Here is a 17780-nt window from a genome sequence, read left to right as displayed (position 1 = left end):
TCTTTAATGGACCGTCTCGAAAATATTATGACAAATGCACTTCCCTTTGTAGTAGGAGATGCAGGATGCGGGAATTGACACTCGAAGAGCAAGAACTCATTTCGGGAGGCAGCACGACGGACGAGATTGTTGTCACGGCGGACGGCGGTGGAGATGGTGGCGGCGATTGGGGCGACTGGGGCGACTGGGGCGATTATGGAGACTACGGCGACTACGGAGATGGCGGTGGCGGCGATACTGGACCTCCTCCCCCTCCACCGCCCGCCGCTGATTCTGACAGTCACGACGTCATGGTCAATTTTACGCGGCCCCTGACTGCCGACGAGCAGGCGGCGCTAACGGACCTTCAAAACAGCATTACGAAGGCCGATACGTGGATTAACAATATTCCCGACGACGCCACTCTGACACTTCAAAATGGGGACGTTTTGACCGGCGCTCAGCTAAAATCCGCTTGGGCGAACACCGATTTCCAAATAAATGAAGTCGGAACGTCCTATCAGAATGGCACGACCCTTGGTCAGGCCGACTACAATGGCGGAAATCCGCTCGTCAGCTACAATATAGATACGGTGAACGGCTACAATGATTCGACCGGAGGCACCGATTATCTCGTTTTACACGAGATATCGCACCTAACTTCAGAGCAGCGCACTAGCTATGAGGGATATCATTCGGACGGATCGTATACGGAAAACGAGCGGCATGCGCATGAGCAAATGGCGAATGACATTGCTCGTGCGGTCGCCGATTACAACCACGGAACACCGCTAACCAATCCAGGCGATGGGTATTCTGCAGGACATCCAACTTTCCAGATGCCCTCGCCCCCAGCGGGCGGTGGTAGTGGCGGTAGTGGCGGTGGTGGAAATCCCAACCCCCGAGTAGTGCTTCAGTAATCGGGTAGCCTATAATGTAAGCCATTTCTCAGCCAATGGGAGAGGATTCGCTAGTGCGGATCCTCTCTCCTGTCATAAGGAAACTTTAACATGCGAACCCAATATCTCCTTCTCGCTCCCACGATTTTGGCTGCTTTGGGATGCCAGTCGTTGCCACAAAGGCAAAGTGGCTCACAGCTCGCTGAAACTTCGAATCAGATATGCACCCCGGTTAATGCGGTCGACAGTATCCAGCTCAATGCACAGCCGAACGGCGACGCCGCGAAGACAATACGAGCTGAACCAGACGCGCGCGAACAGAGGTTCGAGATCGTTGAAGTTATTGCGGTCAACGGCGCATGTGCAGGAAATCTGCAGCTGTATCGAATGGATAATTTGTTGCTTGCAAACGGATCATGGGTCCGGCGCGATGCACAAAATGACGTGGGGCCTCGCGAGCCACTTTCCCTTGAGGAGGATATCATAAATCATGATGAGCCCCATCCGCGGGCATCGGGGCGCTTTGTCATGGCGTTTAGGGTTGGATATCGGCGCGCAAATGAAGCGTTGATTACAGACTATGTCGGAGTCTGGCAGAAGGGTAATGCGGCGGTAGTCTCCGGCTATTCGAGTAGCCCGGCAACTGGCTTCACAACTCCGCGGGCGGTGTTTACGTCCGAGTTGCCGATCAGAAGCGTTTCGTATTTCCCTAGCCCGGATACCGCATCAGGTAGATTGGGGGTCGTCCAAGAGCAGACTGGTGGATCGGCACGAATGATTGGCATCGACTGGGCGCACCAGGGTTTCTTCAACAAGCTCGGCTAATATTTAGCACGTAAAAAACGGCTATGGTTTTTAGGCATAAATAGAAATATGCGAAGCAGGCTTCGAAGGTAATGTTACGGGTTTTTAGCTGTATAATTAGGTTCAGTGTCATAGAATCCATTGCTGCGTAACTGGACCAATCGATCCGCCAAAACGTCCGTTTTGGTTCCGATTGTTGATTGGCCTGCCCACATTTTGTTGATTGTATAAGCCCCAGAATTACACGTTGAATTGCGAAAAAACGGGAGAACGCAAACATGGCCGTCGCGCAATTGAAGCTGTCCGAAGAAAGCAGAAATGCGACTGAACGCGGTCGAGATCTGCTGCTTTCGTATCCGGGAATCAATGTTCGGCACAGCAACACAACCCTCGTGTCGCATCTCGAAGGCGTCGCAGAAAAGTTGCGATCATGGGGATGCCGGGAGGCTTTATGCTCGGCGGGACTGTTCCATTCCGTGTATGGAACGGAGAATTTCCGTCGCCAAACCGTCCCTATTTCTGCTAGACCAAAAATCGCAGCAGTCATCGGCCATGAAGCTGAAAACTTGGCATACAAATTTTGCACGTTAGAAACCCGCAACTTCGTATGCAGTATCGAGCAACGATTAGGGCAGATGAGCCAAACCGAGTCCCAAGCGCTTGATAACGCGTCACTAGATATGCTCCATCTCTTCGCTGCAAATTGGCTTGAACAATATCCGCGAATGCGGGCCATTCAGCGTAACAACTTTCATCGCTTTTTCGCTACTATAGCGGAACACCTCGTCCCACTTGCAGGAGAGGAGATCGAGCGAATTTACAAGTTTAAAAATCATGCTCAACCCAAACATGAGCAGGTTCAGCTACTAAGCTGTGATAACGAGAATCGTGAACTGCACGTTCTCGACGACCTTATTCCTATCCGTCTTCAACATAGCTTGTCTGCATTAATGGAGCGTAATATTTGGCGCTACGGGTGGAAATCGGCCGACACTCAGAACAAGCATTTTTTTTGGCACTCGCACTTTGCTGGCGATAACGACGATGGTGGCGAGGTCGATTGCGAAAGCGAATTGCAAAATCGGCCACTGGTCGCGCCAGTCTTACAATTGTGGCAACTGGTGCGCGAAAATGTTGGGCAGGGGCATTACCCGGTCCGCATATACGCTAATGGCCACACATATGGTTGTGATGGCCATGTTCACACGGACAGCGAACGCTCAAGCCATTACACGGCACTCTATTATGCGTCCCCCGAATGGGATGAAAATTGGGGAGGAGAAACGGCGTTTTTCGACCCTTCCCGAAAGGAGATTATCAAGTCCGTTTTTCCCCGACCAGGTCGGCTGGTGTTTTTTGACGGAAGGATCCCACACGTAGCAAGATCACCGAGCCGAGATTGTGCGGCACTGCGGTCTGTTATCGTCTTCAAGTCCTTTTGCCCCTTACCTCCGGCTTCCTGAGATGCTTCGCCAATGTCCTTGATCCAGCGTGCGGCACTCAAGCCCATTCTATGGTCTAACATGACTGATTCGCTTCGGCAGGCATTCCTCGCAACCGACGCGGCTCTCAACCGCACAGCGGAAGTCACGGATGGTCTGGCATACCTTGGCTTGAACCACCGATTGCCAGCGCCGCTCTTCCCACATCGCGGGATTCACCACCCCCTAACAGCAAAATTTCCACCGGTTTTAGAGCCTCTGGACCTTAGATGCTCGAGGGAGGAGATGGCGATTCTTTCTAAATCAAATTGGGTCGCTCGAGATTTACCAAAAAATGGCATGGCTTCCACTCTTTTAGAAATTTCACGGCGAATTGGTGAGCATGGAAACTTTCGCACTAGCGGCGTTGCCACATCCAGTGATCCTGCAGGGAGACGCGTTGTCTTTCCAAATGCTGAGGAGATCGAAGGCCAGCTTGAGCTCTTTGACCATTTGCGAAAAACAGAGGGCAGCGCTCCAAAATTCTACTTCGCACTTTTGGCCCTGATGCTAATAACCAATTGTCACCCTTTCATTGATGGCAACGGAAGATCGGCTCGAATTCTCTTCAACGCCCTTTTATCGCAGAACTGTGAACATGTTCGGGTATATATACCCGTTCGCGAATTTGCTGAATTCTCGCGGGGAGGATATCTTATCCGAATGAGGCAAGCTGAAATTCGCGGTGACATAGAAGCCATTCTAGATTTTTTTGCCAGTATAGTGCATTATTGGCTCAATCTATTAACCTTTAACGCGAACTTTATTCAAGATATGTTCGCACAAAACGAGAGTGCATAAACGCACTTTCTTCTAGTGGCATGATTGCTCAAGGCAACTGGAGAGCTGTTTCGCGTCTCGACGCCTAAACGGTGCATCGTGACGTGACGCCCTGATTTTCCTCCAGTCTCGATTAGAGTCCGGCCCTGACAGAAGGACGGACGAGATGAAGAGAACGAGGTTTACCGAAGAGCAGATCATTGGCCTGCTGAAGGAGGCTGAGGCGGAAGCGAAGACCGCTGACCTGGCTCGGCGGCACGGGGTGTCGGAAACGACGATCTACAACTGGAGGTCGAAGTATGGCGGGCTGGAGGTGTCCGAGGCTCGTCGCTTGCGGGCGCTCGAGAGCGAGAACGCGAAGTTGAAGCGCTTGCTGGCCGATGCGATGCTCGACCAGGCTGCGTTGAAGGATCTTCTGGCAAAAAAGTTCTGACGCCCGCCGCGGGGCCGCAGGCGGCGCGTAGCGCCAACCGGGAAGCTGTTGCTCATCTCCAGGACTGCCATGGGATGAGCGAGCGGCGGGCGTGCCGGGTCATCGATGCCGATCGGGGGAGCGTGCGCTACCGTTCCACGCGGGACGATGACGCCGCGCTTCGCGAGAAGCTGCGCGAGCTGGCCAACTAGCGACGGAGGTTTGGCTATCGCCGCCTGCAAATCCTGCTGCGCCGGGAGGGCGTAATGATCACCCGCAAGAAGACCCAGCGCCTTTATCAGGAGGAGGGACTGGCGGTCAGGCGGCGGCGCAGCCGTAAGCGTGCTGTCGGGACCAGGGCGCCGACTCCGGTTCTTGCCTTACCGAACCAGAGCTGGAGCCTGGACTTTGTGCACGGCCAGATGGCGTCTGGAAGGCGGTTCCGCGTGCTGAACATCGTCGACGATGTGACCAGAGAGTGCCTGCGAGCGGTGCCAGACACCTCGATCTCGGGTCGCGGGTCGTCCGCGAGCTAGCCGATCTGATCGCCGATCGCGGCAAGCCGAGTATGATCGTCAGCGATAACGGCACCGAGCTGACCAGCAATGCGGTGCTGGCATGGTGCGGGGATACAGGCGTGGAGTGGCATTACATCGCGCCGGGCAAGCCTATGCAGATCGGCTTCTGCGAGAGCTTCAATGGTCGCATGCGCGACGAACTGCTCAACGAGACCCTGTTCCTCAACCTTGCTCATGCCCGCGTCGAGATCGCGGCCTGGATCGAGGATTACAACGACGAGAGACCACACTCAACTCTTGGCTACGCAACACCGGCGGCGTTCGCCGCCGAACTGGATAAGCAATGGCCTGCTTCGCTACGCCCTACGGGCTCCGCTACGCAGCTTATTGCTTCAACCGCGCTCATGTGCAACAAAGCCGCTCGGCTCTAATCCCAGTTGAAGGGCCGCTCGGCTCTAATCCCAGTTGAAGGAAAGCTTGGGGTCACGGCAATCGCTTTGATTTGGACCTGGACCGATTGGAGAGCATAGGGAATGCTGTCGTCCATTGGTCGACTAAACCGGAAAACATTAGTCCTCACAGATTAACGTCCGATTCTCCATAAACGTGAACTGTCTGCGAGCTCCACGCTGAACGACACTCTTGTTTCAGGTGGCACGCGACCACATTTTCTGAATCTGCTTCCCTGTCCAGATAGCCCACAATGTCTTTTCTTTTGACCTAGCTCCATACCAACGATAACCGGCGCTCTTAACGATTTGCTACACCCAAAGTGCGCGCGCGAGAGTTATAAAGAATTGTCCAATGCATATAAGGCGCGATGCCAAATGACATGCTGGATTCTGCATCCCTGCGCGCCGGACGCGCGCGGATCAGTGTGGCTTCACTGCGATCACCTACGATGATGGGCATCTTAGGATCGTCTTCGCCGGAGCCTAGCGCCAACATCGCAGATGTTCTGCTTTCCGGAATATCTTCTGCACTGGTTCCGAATAAAGTTATTGCGGGCGCTCCGCTATCGATCGCCGTAGGCGCGCAAAGCTTTTTCGTTGCGGTGACGAGACACCCTTCAATCTCGTTTCGATGCGGCAGCAACGCGACCATCCGATAATTAGCGACTTCGGCATCCGTGGGATTAAGGATCAAGTGCCCGACTTCCTCGGGAGTTCGAGGCAATTTAACGATCCAGCGATCAATTCCGACCTGGACGAGGGGATGACCTATCGGATCGTCCCGAAGTCCGATACCCAAAATAGCAGAGAAGCCTTCGCCGGGTATGCCATCGCTCATAATCCGAAACGCAGAGAGTTTTACACCCGCCGCGTCGCACCGAGGGACTTCTTTTCGGCACGAGGCGCCATCGATGCGCTGGACAGTCACTGGCTTGGCATTCATACCCGCAAACGCGACCGAAACGCGGACTGCGGAGCCTTCAAGCATTACACCCGAATTGAATCCAATGCGCGCTTTACGCCCGGTGGCCTTTGCACCTGCTGGCAGAGCTGGTGCCACAATGCGAAGACCCACTGAGCCGGTGTCCAATGCGGCCTCGACTGGTTCGCCATTGACCATGATGGTCACTGAGAAACGCTTCGCGCCCCTGCCATTTTCAATCATTTTTATCGGCAAATCTGTATGTGCTGACGGTGTTGCTGCCGCTGCGACAGCTACTAAAGGAAGAAAAATCTGCAACATACTTGTTCCTTGCTAAAATATTCTCGCCCGGACGCAGAAAGGTAAGACGCTATGGGGATGGCTTACTCTGTCTGTGACAGCTTTATAACCAGAAAACCCCTCCAAAATGGTGCGACCTGACGCGAGAGCAACGTCGGTCGCTCTGATAAGGCGCGCCAGCAATTCCATCGCCATGTCAGTGGAAGCCTTCACGTCAGCCGGTGATGGATAACCACGGCCGCACCCGTTGCCAGTAATTTGGTGGATTGGCGTGAAAAAAGAACTCCATAGCGGGGCGATCGACATTTAAGAGCCTGAGTCAGAAGTCCACGGTGATATCAAGGTTCGAGGTGTCTCGCTTGTGCCGTGATGCCCACGTGTTCACGAAGCCAATTCGATAGCGATATGCCCATGTAGCGCGTGAACGCCGAACTGGAGGCGCTGGTTGAACCGGAGCAGACGCAAGCGGCGACCTGCGCTGAGGGCATCTGCGACAACATCTGTCTCGCCAAATGCATGCGCCATTGAAGAAGATATTTGACCATACCCGTTAAAGATATGAGGTAAACTCGCTAACATGCTCTAACCGCTCGTTTAGAGACTGGAAGGGCGCGAGAACTCGAATTAGTCCGCGGTCGTAACTTGCGCTTTTTCAGCGTCGGACAGATCAGCGAGAACGCTATTTAGAGAAATGGTCTTGGCGGCTGACGCCGTCCTACCGCTCAGGACCGCAATAATTGAATAACTATAGCGTGAAAATTTGGGAAAAGTCCAAGTAAGCTGAAGCTCAATGTCTGCGGTCGCCACAGTCTGGACCTAACGGTCGTAGCGTCAGCACTGTCGCGCAAAGCCCACATTAAAGGCGCTGCGCAAGCAACAATCTTGACTCACTTTTGCAGCCTGCGCCCCGTCTAGCATAACTGCATTCCACGGTTTGCGATGCTGCCGTTCTGCGGTCAGTCCAGGCTAGCGAACCGATCACAAAATGCGAGCTTCAGAAGGTGTTCCGTCAATGCCCGCGTCCCCTGCTCGGTCACCATCTCACTCCAAGAATCCCACCTGTCGATCCGCTCCAGTAGCCAAAGATAAAAGCGGTCGCGCGCATAGCTGTCTCCCTGCTCCCAAGTCATCGTCCAAAGCGTGCTGCGGATAGGAATCTCGGTGGTGATGCGCAGACCAATCAGCTTGACCATCGGCTTCCCGTCAATGGTGCCTGTCGCGAAGCGATGCGCCATGCGAGATGCTGCCTCCTCCCGCTCCTCCACCATTTCGGCCGCCGACTTGCGTTCCTGCCCGCGAGCCAAACCTTTGGTCGCCTCGATCCAATCGAGTCCCTGCCCCTCTTTAGCGTCCTCGTGATCGCGCGTTGCAATCAGCATGAGCAGGATTGCCTTGCCCTCCATAGTCGGTCCGTTATGGTTCCATTCGGAGATGCCGGCCGCTTCCATATACAAACCGAACCATTGTTCGAGATGCGCCTCTCCGTCGAAGAGATCCTGAATGCGTTCTTCCCTTTTCACAAAGCGTCGATCCATGATCGCTAGGTAGGTCAGCAAAAACTCCAGGCAGTCGTTCATGAAGCGAGAATTAGAGAACGGAAGGCCCAACCGTCCTTCCCAGAACGCCTGTCGCACCGATGGCCATTGGTTTCCGTCCTCATCGACGAGTGGCGGCTCTCCAGCCTCGTCGCCAGCAAAGGTTAGCCAGTAACCCCAAGGCAGGTCCGGATGACGATCATATTCCGTTCCGTCAGCCTCGGAATTTCGGGCATGTTTGCGGGAGCCAGCCATCACCTGTTTCCGTTCTTCACTTCACCTTGTGGCAATAAGAGCTGGGATGAAGAATGGTTTTCATCATATGGCTCTGCCACCAAACCCTTGAGCCGGCGCGCAAGCGCGATGCACTGCGCATAGACGTAAGCTTGATCCCGATAGACATCGGACTTCTTGGTTTTGTTTTTCCAACCGGGCTTGGGCACCAGATCGCCAAGATGGTCGGTATCAAAACCGAGCCACCATAGATCCTCATGTTCGAACTCATCCTTTGTGGTTTGCACTGTCCGGTAGTTACGAACGACCCTCGTCAAGCGGATATGGCAAACGGTATACCGCTCGGTGCGCGGCTCACCATGTTCTTCCTGAGCGAACCGATTGACCTCGCATTCCTTGCCGTAGGTGATCGAGCCATGAACCGTTGTGGAGATGTCGACAGGGACCGCGTCACTTTCAAAACCAAATAGAGGGTTATCGGTGCCGACCCCGACATATCCGCTCAACGTTCCATTTTTCTGGCGCAGAATGATACAACCAAGGCCGGTCTCTTCATCGACCCACGCAATTTTGTCTGCCTCATTGCTCCATGGGCCGTCTTCAGTCGGCTTGCGCTCTGGGTTATGGAAGATCTGCAACGCCGTGACCGATGTTTCCGCGATCGGATAGTTGACCGGTTCCTGCGGGAGAAAATCGGCTTCGCGCTGCTTGGTCTTTACCGGCACCGATTTGGACTTACGCTTCATCGAACTTGCTCCGAACCTGACGATTAGACGGGAAAATGGAAACTCTCATTTGGAATTCAATGGTAATTTTAAGTATATCGCTCAAGTGCAGTGCGCCTGGTGATCCGCGGTCCCATGGCCGTAGCACCCCTGCCCGCCTTGTAGATTTCCTGCGCAAGCCAAGCCTGTTCGGTAATATAATCGCGGTCGAACACCTCAATCCACCAAACGCGTGACGAGGGATCCCAGCTATAACCACGCAGGCGCAGCGCATCCTTGGTTTCGAACGCCGAACCCAAAGCCTCGATCAGATAGCTGTCGGACGCGGCGTTCTCGGCGAGCTCGGCCATGAAGGGATGGCCCTCGGCATTGCTATGCTGGAGGAGCTGGATGACGGCATCGATATCGCTTTCAGCGTTATGCGCGTCGAAGAAATAGCCTGCTTGCGCGCAGAGCCAGCCGAGCGAGCGGCCTTCGAAGCCGGCCTCCCGCCAATCGATTTCGTGGCATGAACAAGACCAAGCGAGTTGGGGCAGATCAGACAAGCGGCGCTCAACCATCGGACGATCAAACTGGGCGTGATGCGCGATTACCAGATCGGCGGAAGCGAGGATGTCGATCGCTGCCTCATCATCGATCTGCTGGCCGGCAACATCTTCGTCGGTGATGCCCGTCAGCCGTGTGATCTCTACAGGCAGCGGGAACCCTGGGTCCTCGCGCCAGGACCGCCGCTCACCGATCTGCGTGATGTAACCGGCGGCGTCATATTTGAAGCGGCGAATTGCGAGCTCGATGACCTTGTCGGTCGACTGATCCAGGCCCGTCGTTTCGACATCAACCACCGCCGCAACGCTACAGGGCGCGTTGGCATCGCCAGCTCCCGTTGGGCCAACCTGCAGGTTTACGCGCCGAAGCTTGCGAATATCATAGGATTCTACGGCAGCGATGCCGCCCACCTTCATCGACATAACAGTCTCCTACGCCGGTCCGGCCATCACCGATGGCTTCTTTGCATCCGCGGCCACACTCTTCGAATTGATGCAGTTCGCCACGACCGCCTCCGGGATATGCCTGCCGCGGCTCATCAGCGCTTCGATGGCTTCCATCGAAATATCCAGACCAAGACCCAAGCCGTGCACGAGGACGGCACGGGCACATCCATCGAGCGTCATGCACGCTACGATCGGCGGTTGTCCCGAGAACATGTCGCGCGGCGAGAGCATCCAGCTCAAGGGGTCCTGCGACAGTCCTTCGCGCTGAAACCTTGCCCCGACCTCGCTGGCCACCAGCGCGATCCGGATCAGTGCACGGCGCCCCACATGCAGCGCCTCCTCATCGAACGCTTCCATTTCGAGTGGATCGAGAAGCCATTCAATGTGATCTTCACGCAATTCATCGGTTTCATTGGTTGCGAGTTTGATAGTCATCGTCTTCGCTCCTCGTCTCTCCACATTTTCGATCAGAAGCACCCGTTCGAAACGTGCATCGCAAGGAGTCATATAGCACAAAGCTATGATAGTTCAATAGTTGTTGAAGGATAATAATGTCTTGTCAGGGCGCATGCTGAAAGCTAGATGGATTGAATGGAAAAAATGACGGCGATCAACCGGCTCAGCGCCCTTGCTCAACCCACGCGGCTGGACATATTTATGACGATCGCAAAGCACGAGAGCGGATTGTCTTCTACCGAGATAGCCGACACTACGAATACGCTGCCCACGAACACGTCCGTGCATCTATCGATATTGCGCAATGCGGGATTGGTGTCCTCCACCAAGGAAGGGCGGACTGTAACCTATAAAGCCGAGCGAGATGCCGTGCGGGACCTGTCGGTCTATATTGGGCGGATGGTCGATTAAACTCACTTTCAAGCGCTACTAACGCCTGTAATATCGTCCCCAGCTTCCGCTGAACACCGTCAGCGGCGATGGGACGAAAACAAAATCTTATTTCCGCGCCACCTAAACAGGAATGAGAATGCCCGAGCCCCAGGCCGAGACTGAAGATAGAGCCAACAAATGGGCCTGGGTTGCGGCCATCATCCTTGGGATCGTCGTCATAAAGTCAGTCATAGGCAGTCACGGTCCATCAGATTTGACGACGGAAAGCGAGCTTAGCGGAGCAGACGAACTCACCGTTGGTGAAGCAGTTACAGACTCCGAACAGTCTCTCCAATCGCCAGCGCAATTTAGCCGCGCCAAAAATCACGCAGAAAGATCGATCGGCGCAATGGGACCAGATGGCGCGCTATTTTATAGCCAGCGGTGCTATGAAGCCCTTGCGAGAGATTTTCAGATGGAAACGCTCGACCGATGCTACACATTCGATATTCTAGCAAGCAAGCTTATCAACAATTCCGGACAGAGCTTTTTCAATCCGTATTTTTCGCAATTTTCGATCCTATCCCGCTGGGAAAGCGCAAATGCGCCCTCTGTGCTCACAACTGAACAGCAGAGCTTTCGGCGCGAGGCAATCGATGACGCAGCCGCCAAAGCGTCAGTTGCCGTGCAGCTACCCCCACCAACGATCCTGGCAGAGCCGGAACCAGAACAACCGCTTGAGTCAGACATTGTCGATCCGGCCGACGTTCAGAGCGCTTCCGATGGTGAAGCTGCATCGGTCTTTGACAGTTTACCGGCAGCAACGGAATCGGACCCTTTCGAATAGCCCCATTTTGCTCTGCTAAAATTCCAGCATCGCCAGAAATGCCGCGAGCTGACGCACTTCGTCATCGGTCAACGCACTTGGCAACGTCTCCCGCGACGCCGGTCCAAGACGCGCATACATGGCGCTGCGTTCTTGGACGCTCATTTTATCAAACTGGATCAATCTCAGCGGATCAAAATGCGCCGCGATCGCGTCTTCCAGCCGCGCGACGGAACCTGAATGTGAGTATGGGGCAGTTCGGGTCACATTATAAAGCGGCGGGGTGCGAAACAGGAAACGGTCCACCGGATCCAAGGTGACGTTGTAGCGCCCCTCATCATTGCCGAAACCGTTTTTGCCAAATCCTACTTGAGGAAAGGCAACCGCGTGAAAGGCAAGGTCCGAGAAATATGGACCTCCATGACAGCCCGCGCATTTGCCGCGTCCGTAAAATAGGATTCCCCCAGCCAGTTCAGCGTCGGTGATCGGGCGTCTGCCGTAAACAAAGCGGTGCAGCGGCGTAGGCTGGATGCGAAATTCGTGGCGGATGAAAGACGCCAGGGCATCGCCGACATCTCCAAAGCTGATATCGGCTGGCTTCTTTCCATACGCAGCAGCTAAGAAACGCCCAATTTTTGGGTCTTTGGCGAAGCGGCGTGCCAGCCTGCCTTGAACCTGCTCGGCCGTCGAAACGGTTTCGGTCACCAAGGTATCGCGCACCTCTGGCGTATCGGATACCATCTCGCGCAATTCCACGGAAGGAAGATGGATGGCCACCACCAGGGGATCCTCGGACGGGGGCCGGTCGCCGAATTGGCTGACCACCTTGCCGTTTGCGACCGATACCTTCCCATCCCAGAAAAACGTATCGAAGCCCTTCCCGCCTCGCCCCCAAAAAGGCAAAACATTGCGGGGAATGATTCGACCGCCAGATTGCAAACGCTCAGCACCGACACCGTTGCCACCAACGCCAACCGCATTCGGCAGGCCGTCGGTCGAACCAAATTGATCCAAATGACAATCCCGGCAGCTGATCGAGCCATTGATGCTCATAAGCGGCGAGTTAAAAATCAGCTCGCCGGCCGCACGCCGCTTCGCATCTGTGGGAATGGCAAGATCCCGAGCGCGAACGAACCCGTTTGCTATCACTGCACGTTTCAGAGCTTGAATGCGCATGTGGTCGCTTGATAGCTTTGCGGGCGTGTCTGAGCCTACATCCTGAGGTTGAGCGCAGGATACCAACGATACCACCGCGAACAGGATAGAGGAGGCCGCAAGGCTGAGGTTAGAAGCGAATTTCATGGGTATCGACCACGTCCTCCAAATCAGACGCGTTCGCCTCTACCGCTTTCAGCCGCATTTGGGCCAGCTCGCTCTCGCGCAGGCCCCACTGCATCAAGCGCTTCTGATATATGTCGTAATCCTGGCAAACTATGAGACCAATCTCTGCGGAGGCGACGTCCGCACTGCCGGATATACTCGAATCGAGTTCCATCGTTCGCTTGGCTCGAAAATGATCCTGCATGGCGCCATCGCACTGCTCGACCAGCAGCCCATAATCGTCCTGGTTTGAAGCCATGACGATTTCACGCCACAACGGCATAGCGCTCCAGGCTATGATCATGCCGACAATCAATGCGAGCGCATGCGTGCCCTTACTGCGCAACGATCTTGAAGGCATCCAGAACCTCCGGCGTTACCGTGCCAGTGACCTTAAGCCCGAAGTCGGTTTGGAATCGCGTCAAGGCTGACCGAGTTTTTGGTCCAACCATTCCGTCAGCAATTCCGTCGTAATATCCGTAGGCCATCAGACCTATCTGGACTTTTCGGACGATCATTTCGATCTCGGAGGGCGCTGGGGCCTCCGACGTGGATTCGGAAGGGGCCGAATAGAATGATTGCGGAGCAGTGGCGGGAGACGCCGGCAAAATCGACGATGAAGGGTTGCTTCGCTGGTTGCGAGTGGGCGAAGGCGCCGGCGCGGGTGTCGGCGTCACTCTCGGTATTCGCGGCGCGGGAGGCGTATAGACCGGAGCCCTCGTTCTCCCGCTCGAGCCAGACCGGTGGCTGCTATGCGACGAATGGCTTGAATGCGACCGGTGCTGCGCCAGCGAAAAGCGATGCTCCTGTGCAAAGCGCTGAACCATTGCAGCGCCGTCCGGATCAGGTCCGCCTGAGATCCGCGGACCGCCATCGATCGCCGCCTGCGCGAACTGAGCTGGCGCAATGCCGGCCGCAACCAAGCTCGATATGAGGAACCTTGTTTTCTTCACAGGGGCGTTACCTTTTCAACCAACTCATCTGGATGCCACTCAAAAAATCCGGAGCAATCTGCCTTTGCCCGGCAAGGCTCGCATGAAGCGCCAAAACGCTGCTTCCAGTCCGAGATCGAAGCGACAGCACTGGATCTGTAACCGGTCGGAACATGGCAAAGCGGAATATTGAACAGCCGGGCCGCAATGCCGTGCAGCTGCGCCCGGTCGATTGCAGCTGCTAGCGGCCCAAAGTCCGCGGCGATATCGACATATAAATCGCTCCATTTGTTCCGGGCAAAACCAATATTCTCCAGCCCCATCAACGACCATTGCTCGATATGCGGCAGATTTTGGACGACAAAGCGCGATAGTTGGGCAAGCGCGGCGAAGTTCGTTGCTGTCAACACGGTGCGCAATTCGATCCTCGCGCCTGCCATGAGTAGGCGTTCAAAGGATATGACCAGCCGCTCGAAAGCACCCGGTTTTGCCACGATCATATCATGCACCACCGGATCGGCCGAGTAGAGCGGTATGCCCCAGACCAGCCTTCGAAAGTCGGGCTTTTGTAACCGCAAAATATGCTCTGGCTCGAAATGCTGAGCATTGGTGAGAATGTGAAAGCTGAGGTCAGAACGGTTTGCCAAGACCGTCTCGACCATCGTCAGCAGCGGCTCCATGTGCAAGGTCGGCTCTCCGCCCGATATCCCGATCGTCATTCCATCTGGGGCGAGCAGGCACGCCTGCGTGAGCAGGGCAAAACGGTCATTGTGTGATTTTTTGGGAGGCTGGGAACACATTACGCATAATTGGTCACATTGCTCGGTAACCAGCAGCGTATTGTGGGGCGATCCTGATCTGATCAGCCGGTCAGCGCGGCCGGAGTGCGGGTCTATAAGGATGATATCGCCAGCCAGGTTCTCACCGCCCTGCGATAATTCGAATAGCCCGTTGTCGCCGCACCAGACGCTGCTGTCTGCCGAGACTGAAATGCACCGGCTATCCCAATCCGACTGCACTTCGCCTCGGGTCAGCCGCGAAATAAAAGGTGCGCGAGCGTCGCTCACCGCGTTAAGGCTTAGCGGGATCATGCAGCCTGCTCCATCACGGGAAGCTTTCCCGGAAGACCCAGCCATCGTCCGACCGAATAGCGCTCTTTTTCGTCGCTAGAATATATCAATCGAAAAGCGAGGTCGAACAATGCCAAGTGTCGACGGCAAAACTCCGTGTCTTCTCGCGGCATATCGATCGTGCCGTATCGGGAAATGTCATCGACAATGTCGCGGCCGCAATAGGGCTTATAAGCACATCGTTCGCAAGCTGGATCGCCATCGAGGCGCGAGGCCGCATCAAGCGCGTCCCTTTCGGCTGTTTCCCAACCCGTGTGAATTTCGCCAATCGAAAGATCTATAACGCCCGATCGGCTCAGCATGCGCGCCTCGTCGGTCGGATAAGCGCGCCCGTCATAGTCTATGACCACATAGTCCCGCCCCAGAGGATTGGGATTGCGCAAATCAACGTGACGATCCGATCCCGGACGAAAAATACGACGCAGCAGGAGCGAAAAATAGGTCTCTTCGAGAACCCGCGAGCGATCCGCAAAATTGCGCTCAATAAGTCGCTCTATAAACCGCTCGTGATAGGCGGACCAGAGTTGGCCCGTCTCTCTGGATTGCGCATGCTTCTTGCGCGCAAATCCCTGATAGTTGATCGGGCGGAGATAGATAGATTCGAAACCTTTGTCCGCAAACGCGTCGATGAGCTCGTCAGGTTCGGGCGGCGCAAGTGGGTCAACGGTCGGCAAGGCGCTGACCTTGGCAGATCCAAAGCGATCCAAAATCATATTGAGGTTGGAGTCAAAACGATCCGCGCGCTCACTGCTTGCCTGCCGCTGCTTCGCACGCAGTTCAAGCGGTCCATCGAGAGAGGTGCCGATCGATACATTTTTCCGGTCAAACAGTGACAAAGTTCGTTCATCGATCCTCTGCAAGTTAGTGCAGATTACGACGGAAGCCTCTGTTCCCTTCGGCACGGCTTCCATAACTTTTTCTATGAGGTCCGGCCGGAGGGTGGGTTCGCCGCCCTGGAACTCGATTTTTATTGAACGGGCCTTAAGCCCCGCAACCAATTTCAGAACCCCGGCCAAAGTTTCATTTGACCAGTCATAGCCTCGTGCATCAAGCGCTGCACGCGACACCTGGCAATAGCTGCACGCCAGATTACAACGCAGTGTTGGCACGAGAATCAGATAGTCGAGGGGACCGGGAACGACACGGCGCTGCGCTGTGAGAAATATCTGTGCCAGCTCAGAAAGTCGTTGTGCGGGCGCGCTCGCTCCTTCCCCGACAGCGATATCTCCCAGCGGCACAAACTGAGCGTCCTCTTGGACATCATTCTCGGAGATTAAACGAAATTGCCCCGCATCGCTCGTGACAAGAATTTGATCGCCCAAAATGCGCTTACGCACTGCTCCGCGACGATGCAAAGATACACCCCCCGCATCCCGACGGCAGTTCCCGTTAGTAACGCACCCAGCCGTGTTCAATTTGCCCTCCCCCTTGGATTGCGCAAATCAGTCATATCGGCAACCGAGTCAAGGATCCAGGGAGACACTTGGCGACTGCCGATAAGGCAATTTGGTTCACATGGAGTAAGAAATTACGAATAGAGCGAACGCTCTCGGTTCAGCCAGTGCACCTTTCAGTCGGTCGCGGTGGACTTGCTCCTCAAGAATGCATAGCGCGATTGGCCCCATATGCATTCGGGCGCGAATTTGAAGAGAACCTTTGGGTCCAAATTAATTCATTGCCAACTTCAGAATATGCCATCAAGCGATGGAACGCGTTCACCCGCTTTCTCGATGACGGTCAGCTCGAGATGGACAATAACATTGCTGAGCGCGCAATCAGGCCCATAGCTGCAGGCTGGAAAAACTGGCTGTTCGCTGGCTCCGAAACAGGCGGCAAGCGCGCCGCAGAGATTTATTCCGTCATCGAGACCGCCAAGATGAATGGCATCGAGCCGCAAGCCTATATCGCCGATGTCATCGCCAAAATCGTCGCTGACTGGCCTGCCTCACGCTGGGATGAACCCATGCCTTGGAACTCGCGACCGTTGATTGAAGGGCCCGTCGCCAAAGCGGCCTGATATGCGTCCCACAGGCCACGCTTACCCCTGCACAGACACATCCCTTCAATCTCAAGAGGCACTCTAAGAACAGTTGGCTGCGATGCGAAGCAATTCACATAGTTTCGCGAAGGGTAAATCTGCAACTCCGCATGAGACCGCTCACCTTCCAAAAGAAGTGCGGCAAGCTATCAGGACGACGTGCTCGATTCAGCTATTTTATCGTCTATCATCTCGACGATTGCGCTCTGAAGCAACTTGCGAGTGAGTAGTCGCGGTGCCGTGCGACCCTGACGCCACTTATAGACGGTGTTCTCACTGGCTGAAAAGTTATCCTCGAGCTCGCTCACCTCCACTCCGGAGTCGAGCACCTCGTTGATAACCACCGCCCAGCCTTCGCGATCCGACACGTCCACACACTTTACTGCGTCGCGCCCGACTCGTAGTTTCTCGACAACGATCTTGGCCTTTCGGTCCTGGATGTCAGCGGGCATGGCACGCACGGATGTGCGCTCACCAGCCAACGCCCCCGCGGTCACCCGGACCGCGACATCGTTCACAGACTTATTAGCCATGATTATATCCCCTAAAGTCATCGAAAACGAGCAGGCAGGATGGGCAACAGATGGCCCGAAGGCCGCGGCGGACGCCGTCCCACGCGATATGTGCCAATAGCAGTCTCACGCCTCTTTTGCAACAAGAATTACCTAACACT

17 protein-coding genes and 2 pseudogenes are annotated in these 17780 nt (G+C 55.1%); 8 read left to right on the top strand and 11 right to left on the bottom strand.

What is annotated here, in order from left to right; all coding sequences use genetic code 11:
* The first annotated feature begins 65 nt into the window (after positions 1–65).
* The 5 genes and pseudogenes from ACOQPC_RS03945 (at position 66) to ACOQPC_RS03925 (ending at position 5304) form a co-directional block, all read left to right on the top strand.
* Positions 66–899: a hypothetical protein gene (locus ACOQPC_RS03945; RefSeq protein ID WP_420607364.1), complete on the top strand. Its 834-nt coding sequence runs from the start codon at positions 66–68 to the stop codon at positions 897–899.
* Between the two features lie 90 nt (positions 900–989).
* Positions 990–1703, top strand: coding sequence for a hypothetical protein (locus tag ACOQPC_RS03940; protein ID WP_420607363.1), 714 nt, complete (start codon positions 990–992; stop codon positions 1701–1703).
* Positions 1704–1960: 257 nt separating this feature from the next.
* A complete protein-coding gene (locus ACOQPC_RS03935; RefSeq protein WP_420607362.1) occupies positions 1961–3145 on the top strand; it encodes a DUF6817 domain-containing protein in 1185 nt (394 codons plus the stop codon).
* A gap of 264 nt (positions 3146–3409) precedes the next feature.
* The gene (locus ACOQPC_RS03930; protein WP_420607361.1) at positions 3410–3964 is read left to right on the top strand and encodes a Fic family protein; all 555 of its coding nucleotides are present in this window, start codon (positions 3410–3412) and stop codon (positions 3962–3964) included.
* 145 nt (positions 3965–4109) lie between these two features.
* Positions 4110–5304: pseudogene (locus ACOQPC_RS03925) on the top strand (IS3 family transposase).
* 319 nt (positions 5305–5623) lie between these two features.
* On the opposite strand, the gene ACOQPC_RS03920 reads toward ACOQPC_RS03925, so the two are convergent.
* The 5 genes from ACOQPC_RS03920 to ACOQPC_RS03900 form a co-directional block, all read right to left on the bottom strand.
* Positions 5624–6568, bottom strand: coding sequence for a hypothetical protein (locus tag ACOQPC_RS03920; RefSeq protein ID WP_420607360.1), 945 nt, complete (start codon positions 6566–6568; stop codon positions 5624–5626).
* A gap of 935 nt (positions 6569–7503) precedes the next feature.
* Positions 7504–8337: a hypothetical protein gene (locus ACOQPC_RS03915; protein ID WP_420607359.1), complete on the bottom strand. Its 834-nt coding sequence runs from the start codon at positions 8335–8337 to the stop codon at positions 7504–7506.
* Positions 8337–9062, bottom strand: coding sequence for a hypothetical protein (locus tag ACOQPC_RS03910; RefSeq protein ID WP_420607358.1), 726 nt, complete (start codon positions 9060–9062; stop codon positions 8337–8339). The genes ACOQPC_RS03915 and ACOQPC_RS03910 overlap by 1 nt, the downstream gene beginning before the upstream one ends.
* Before the next feature lie 68 nt (positions 9063–9130).
* Positions 9131–10009 (bottom strand): 3'-5' exonuclease, encoded by an 879-nt coding sequence (locus ACOQPC_RS03905; protein ID WP_420607357.1) that lies wholly within the window; start codon positions 10007–10009, stop codon positions 9131–9133.
* Positions 10010–10018: 9 nt separating this feature from the next.
* Positions 10019–10468, bottom strand: coding sequence for a hypothetical protein (locus ACOQPC_RS03900; protein ID WP_420607356.1), 450 nt, complete (start codon positions 10466–10468; stop codon positions 10019–10021).
* 156 nt (positions 10469–10624) lie between these two features.
* On the opposite strand from ACOQPC_RS03900, the gene ACOQPC_RS03895 reads away from it, so the two are divergent.
* Positions 10625–10900 carry an ArsR/SmtB family transcription factor gene (locus ACOQPC_RS03895; protein ID WP_420607355.1) on the top strand — a complete coding sequence of 92 codons (276 nt, stop codon included), beginning with the start codon at positions 10625–10627 and terminating at the stop codon, positions 10898–10900.
* A gap of 118 nt (positions 10901–11018) precedes the next feature.
* Entirely contained in the window at positions 11019–11708 is a 690-nt protein-coding gene (locus tag ACOQPC_RS03890) for a hypothetical protein (RefSeq protein WP_420607354.1), read from the top strand.
* A gap of 15 nt (positions 11709–11723) precedes the next feature.
* Here ACOQPC_RS03890 and ACOQPC_RS03885 read toward each other — a convergent pair whose 3' ends face one another.
* The 5 genes from ACOQPC_RS03885 to ACOQPC_RS03865 all read right to left on the bottom strand — a co-directional run bounded on the left by ACOQPC_RS03885 (position 11724) and on the right by ACOQPC_RS03865 (position 16406).
* On the bottom strand, positions 11724–12863 hold the full coding sequence (locus ACOQPC_RS03885) for a His-Xaa-Ser system-associated MauG-like protein (RefSeq protein WP_420607353.1): 1140 nt from the start codon (positions 12861–12863) through the stop codon (positions 11724–11726).
* A 109-nt stretch (positions 12864–12972) separates the two neighbouring features.
* On the bottom strand, positions 12973–13311 hold the full coding sequence (locus ACOQPC_RS03880) for a TIGR03982 family His-Xaa-Ser system protein (RefSeq protein WP_420607352.1): 339 nt from the start codon (positions 13309–13311) through the stop codon (positions 12973–12975).
* Positions 13312–13342: 31 nt separating this feature from the next.
* Entirely contained in the window at positions 13343–13960 is a 618-nt protein-coding gene (locus ACOQPC_RS03875; RefSeq protein WP_420607351.1) for a peptidoglycan-binding protein, read from the bottom strand.
* Positions 13957–15030 (bottom strand): His-Xaa-Ser system radical SAM maturase HxsC, encoded by a 1074-nt coding sequence (hxsC, locus tag ACOQPC_RS03870; RefSeq protein WP_420607350.1) that lies wholly within the window; start codon positions 15028–15030, stop codon positions 13957–13959. The genes ACOQPC_RS03875 and hxsC overlap by 4 nt, the downstream gene beginning before the upstream one ends.
* Complete coding sequence (locus ACOQPC_RS03865; protein WP_420607349.1) at positions 15027–16406, bottom strand: radical SAM protein; 1380 nt, start codon at positions 16404–16406, stop codon at positions 15027–15029. Before ACOQPC_RS03865 ends, hxsC begins: the two co-directional genes overlap by 4 nt.
* 353 nt (positions 16407–16759) lie before the next feature.
* On the opposite strand from ACOQPC_RS03865, the pseudogene ACOQPC_RS03860 reads away from it, so the two are divergent.
* Positions 16760–17086, top strand: a pseudogene (locus ACOQPC_RS03860) (IS66 family transposase); the annotation flags it as partial.
* 170 nt (positions 17087–17256) lie between these two features.
* Here ACOQPC_RS03860 and ACOQPC_RS03855 read toward each other — a convergent pair.
* Positions 17257–17625, bottom strand: a complete 369-nt coding sequence (locus tag ACOQPC_RS03855) for a hypothetical protein (RefSeq protein ID WP_420607348.1) — start codon at positions 17623–17625, stop codon at positions 17257–17259.
* Between the last annotated feature and the right edge of the window lie 155 nt (positions 17626–17780).

Origin of the sequence: Novosphingopyxis sp., assembly GCF_965218915.1 — a bacterium.
Taxonomy (GTDB): Bacteria; Pseudomonadota; Alphaproteobacteria; order Sphingomonadales; family Sphingomonadaceae; genus Novosphingopyxis.
This window is presented reverse-complemented; position numbering and strand designations above follow the sequence as displayed.

Bases quoted from the DNA above. Each gene is read 5' to 3' on its own strand.
- ACOQPC_RS03945 (WP_420607364.1), top strand. From the start codon at position 66: ATGCGGGAATTGACACTCGAAGAGCAAGAACTCATTTCGGGAGGCAGC.
- ACOQPC_RS03940 (WP_420607363.1), top strand. From the start codon at position 990: ATGCGAACCCAATATCTCCTTCTCGCTCCCACGATTTTGGCTGCTTTG.
- ACOQPC_RS03935 (WP_420607362.1), top strand. From the start codon at position 1,961: ATGGCCGTCGCGCAATTGAAGCTGTCCGAAGAAAGCAGAAATGCGACT.
- ACOQPC_RS03930 (WP_420607361.1), top strand. From the start codon at position 3,410: ATGGCGATTCTTTCTAAATCAAATTGGGTCGCTCGAGATTTACCAAAA.
- ACOQPC_RS03920 (WP_420607360.1), bottom strand. From the start codon at position 6,568: ATGTTGCAGATTTTTCTTCCTTTAGTAGCTGTCGCAGCGGCAGCAACA.
- ACOQPC_RS03915 (WP_420607359.1), bottom strand. From the start codon at position 8,337: ATGGCTGGCTCCCGCAAACATGCCCGAAATTCCGAGGCTGACGGAACG.
- ACOQPC_RS03910 (WP_420607358.1), bottom strand. From the start codon at position 9,062: ATGAAGCGTAAGTCCAAATCGGTGCCGGTAAAGACCAAGCAGCGCGAA.
- ACOQPC_RS03905 (WP_420607357.1), bottom strand. From the start codon at position 10,009: ATGTCGATGAAGGTGGGCGGCATCGCTGCCGTAGAATCCTATGATATT.
- ACOQPC_RS03900 (WP_420607356.1), bottom strand. From the start codon at position 10,468: ATGACTATCAAACTCGCAACCAATGAAACCGATGAATTGCGTGAAGAT.
- ACOQPC_RS03895 (WP_420607355.1), top strand. From the start codon at position 10,625: ATGGAAAAAATGACGGCGATCAACCGGCTCAGCGCCCTTGCTCAACCC.
- ACOQPC_RS03890 (WP_420607354.1), top strand. From the start codon at position 11,019: ATGCCCGAGCCCCAGGCCGAGACTGAAGATAGAGCCAACAAATGGGCC.
- ACOQPC_RS03885 (WP_420607353.1), bottom strand. From the start codon at position 12,863: ATGCGCATTCAAGCTCTGAAACGTGCAGTGATAGCAAACGGGTTCGTT.
- ACOQPC_RS03880 (WP_420607352.1), bottom strand. From the start codon at position 13,311: ATGATCATAGCCTGGAGCGCTATGCCGTTGTGGCGTGAAATCGTCATG.
- hxsC (WP_420607350.1), bottom strand. From the start codon at position 15,030: ATGATCCCGCTAAGCCTTAACGCGGTGAGCGACGCTCGCGCACCTTTT.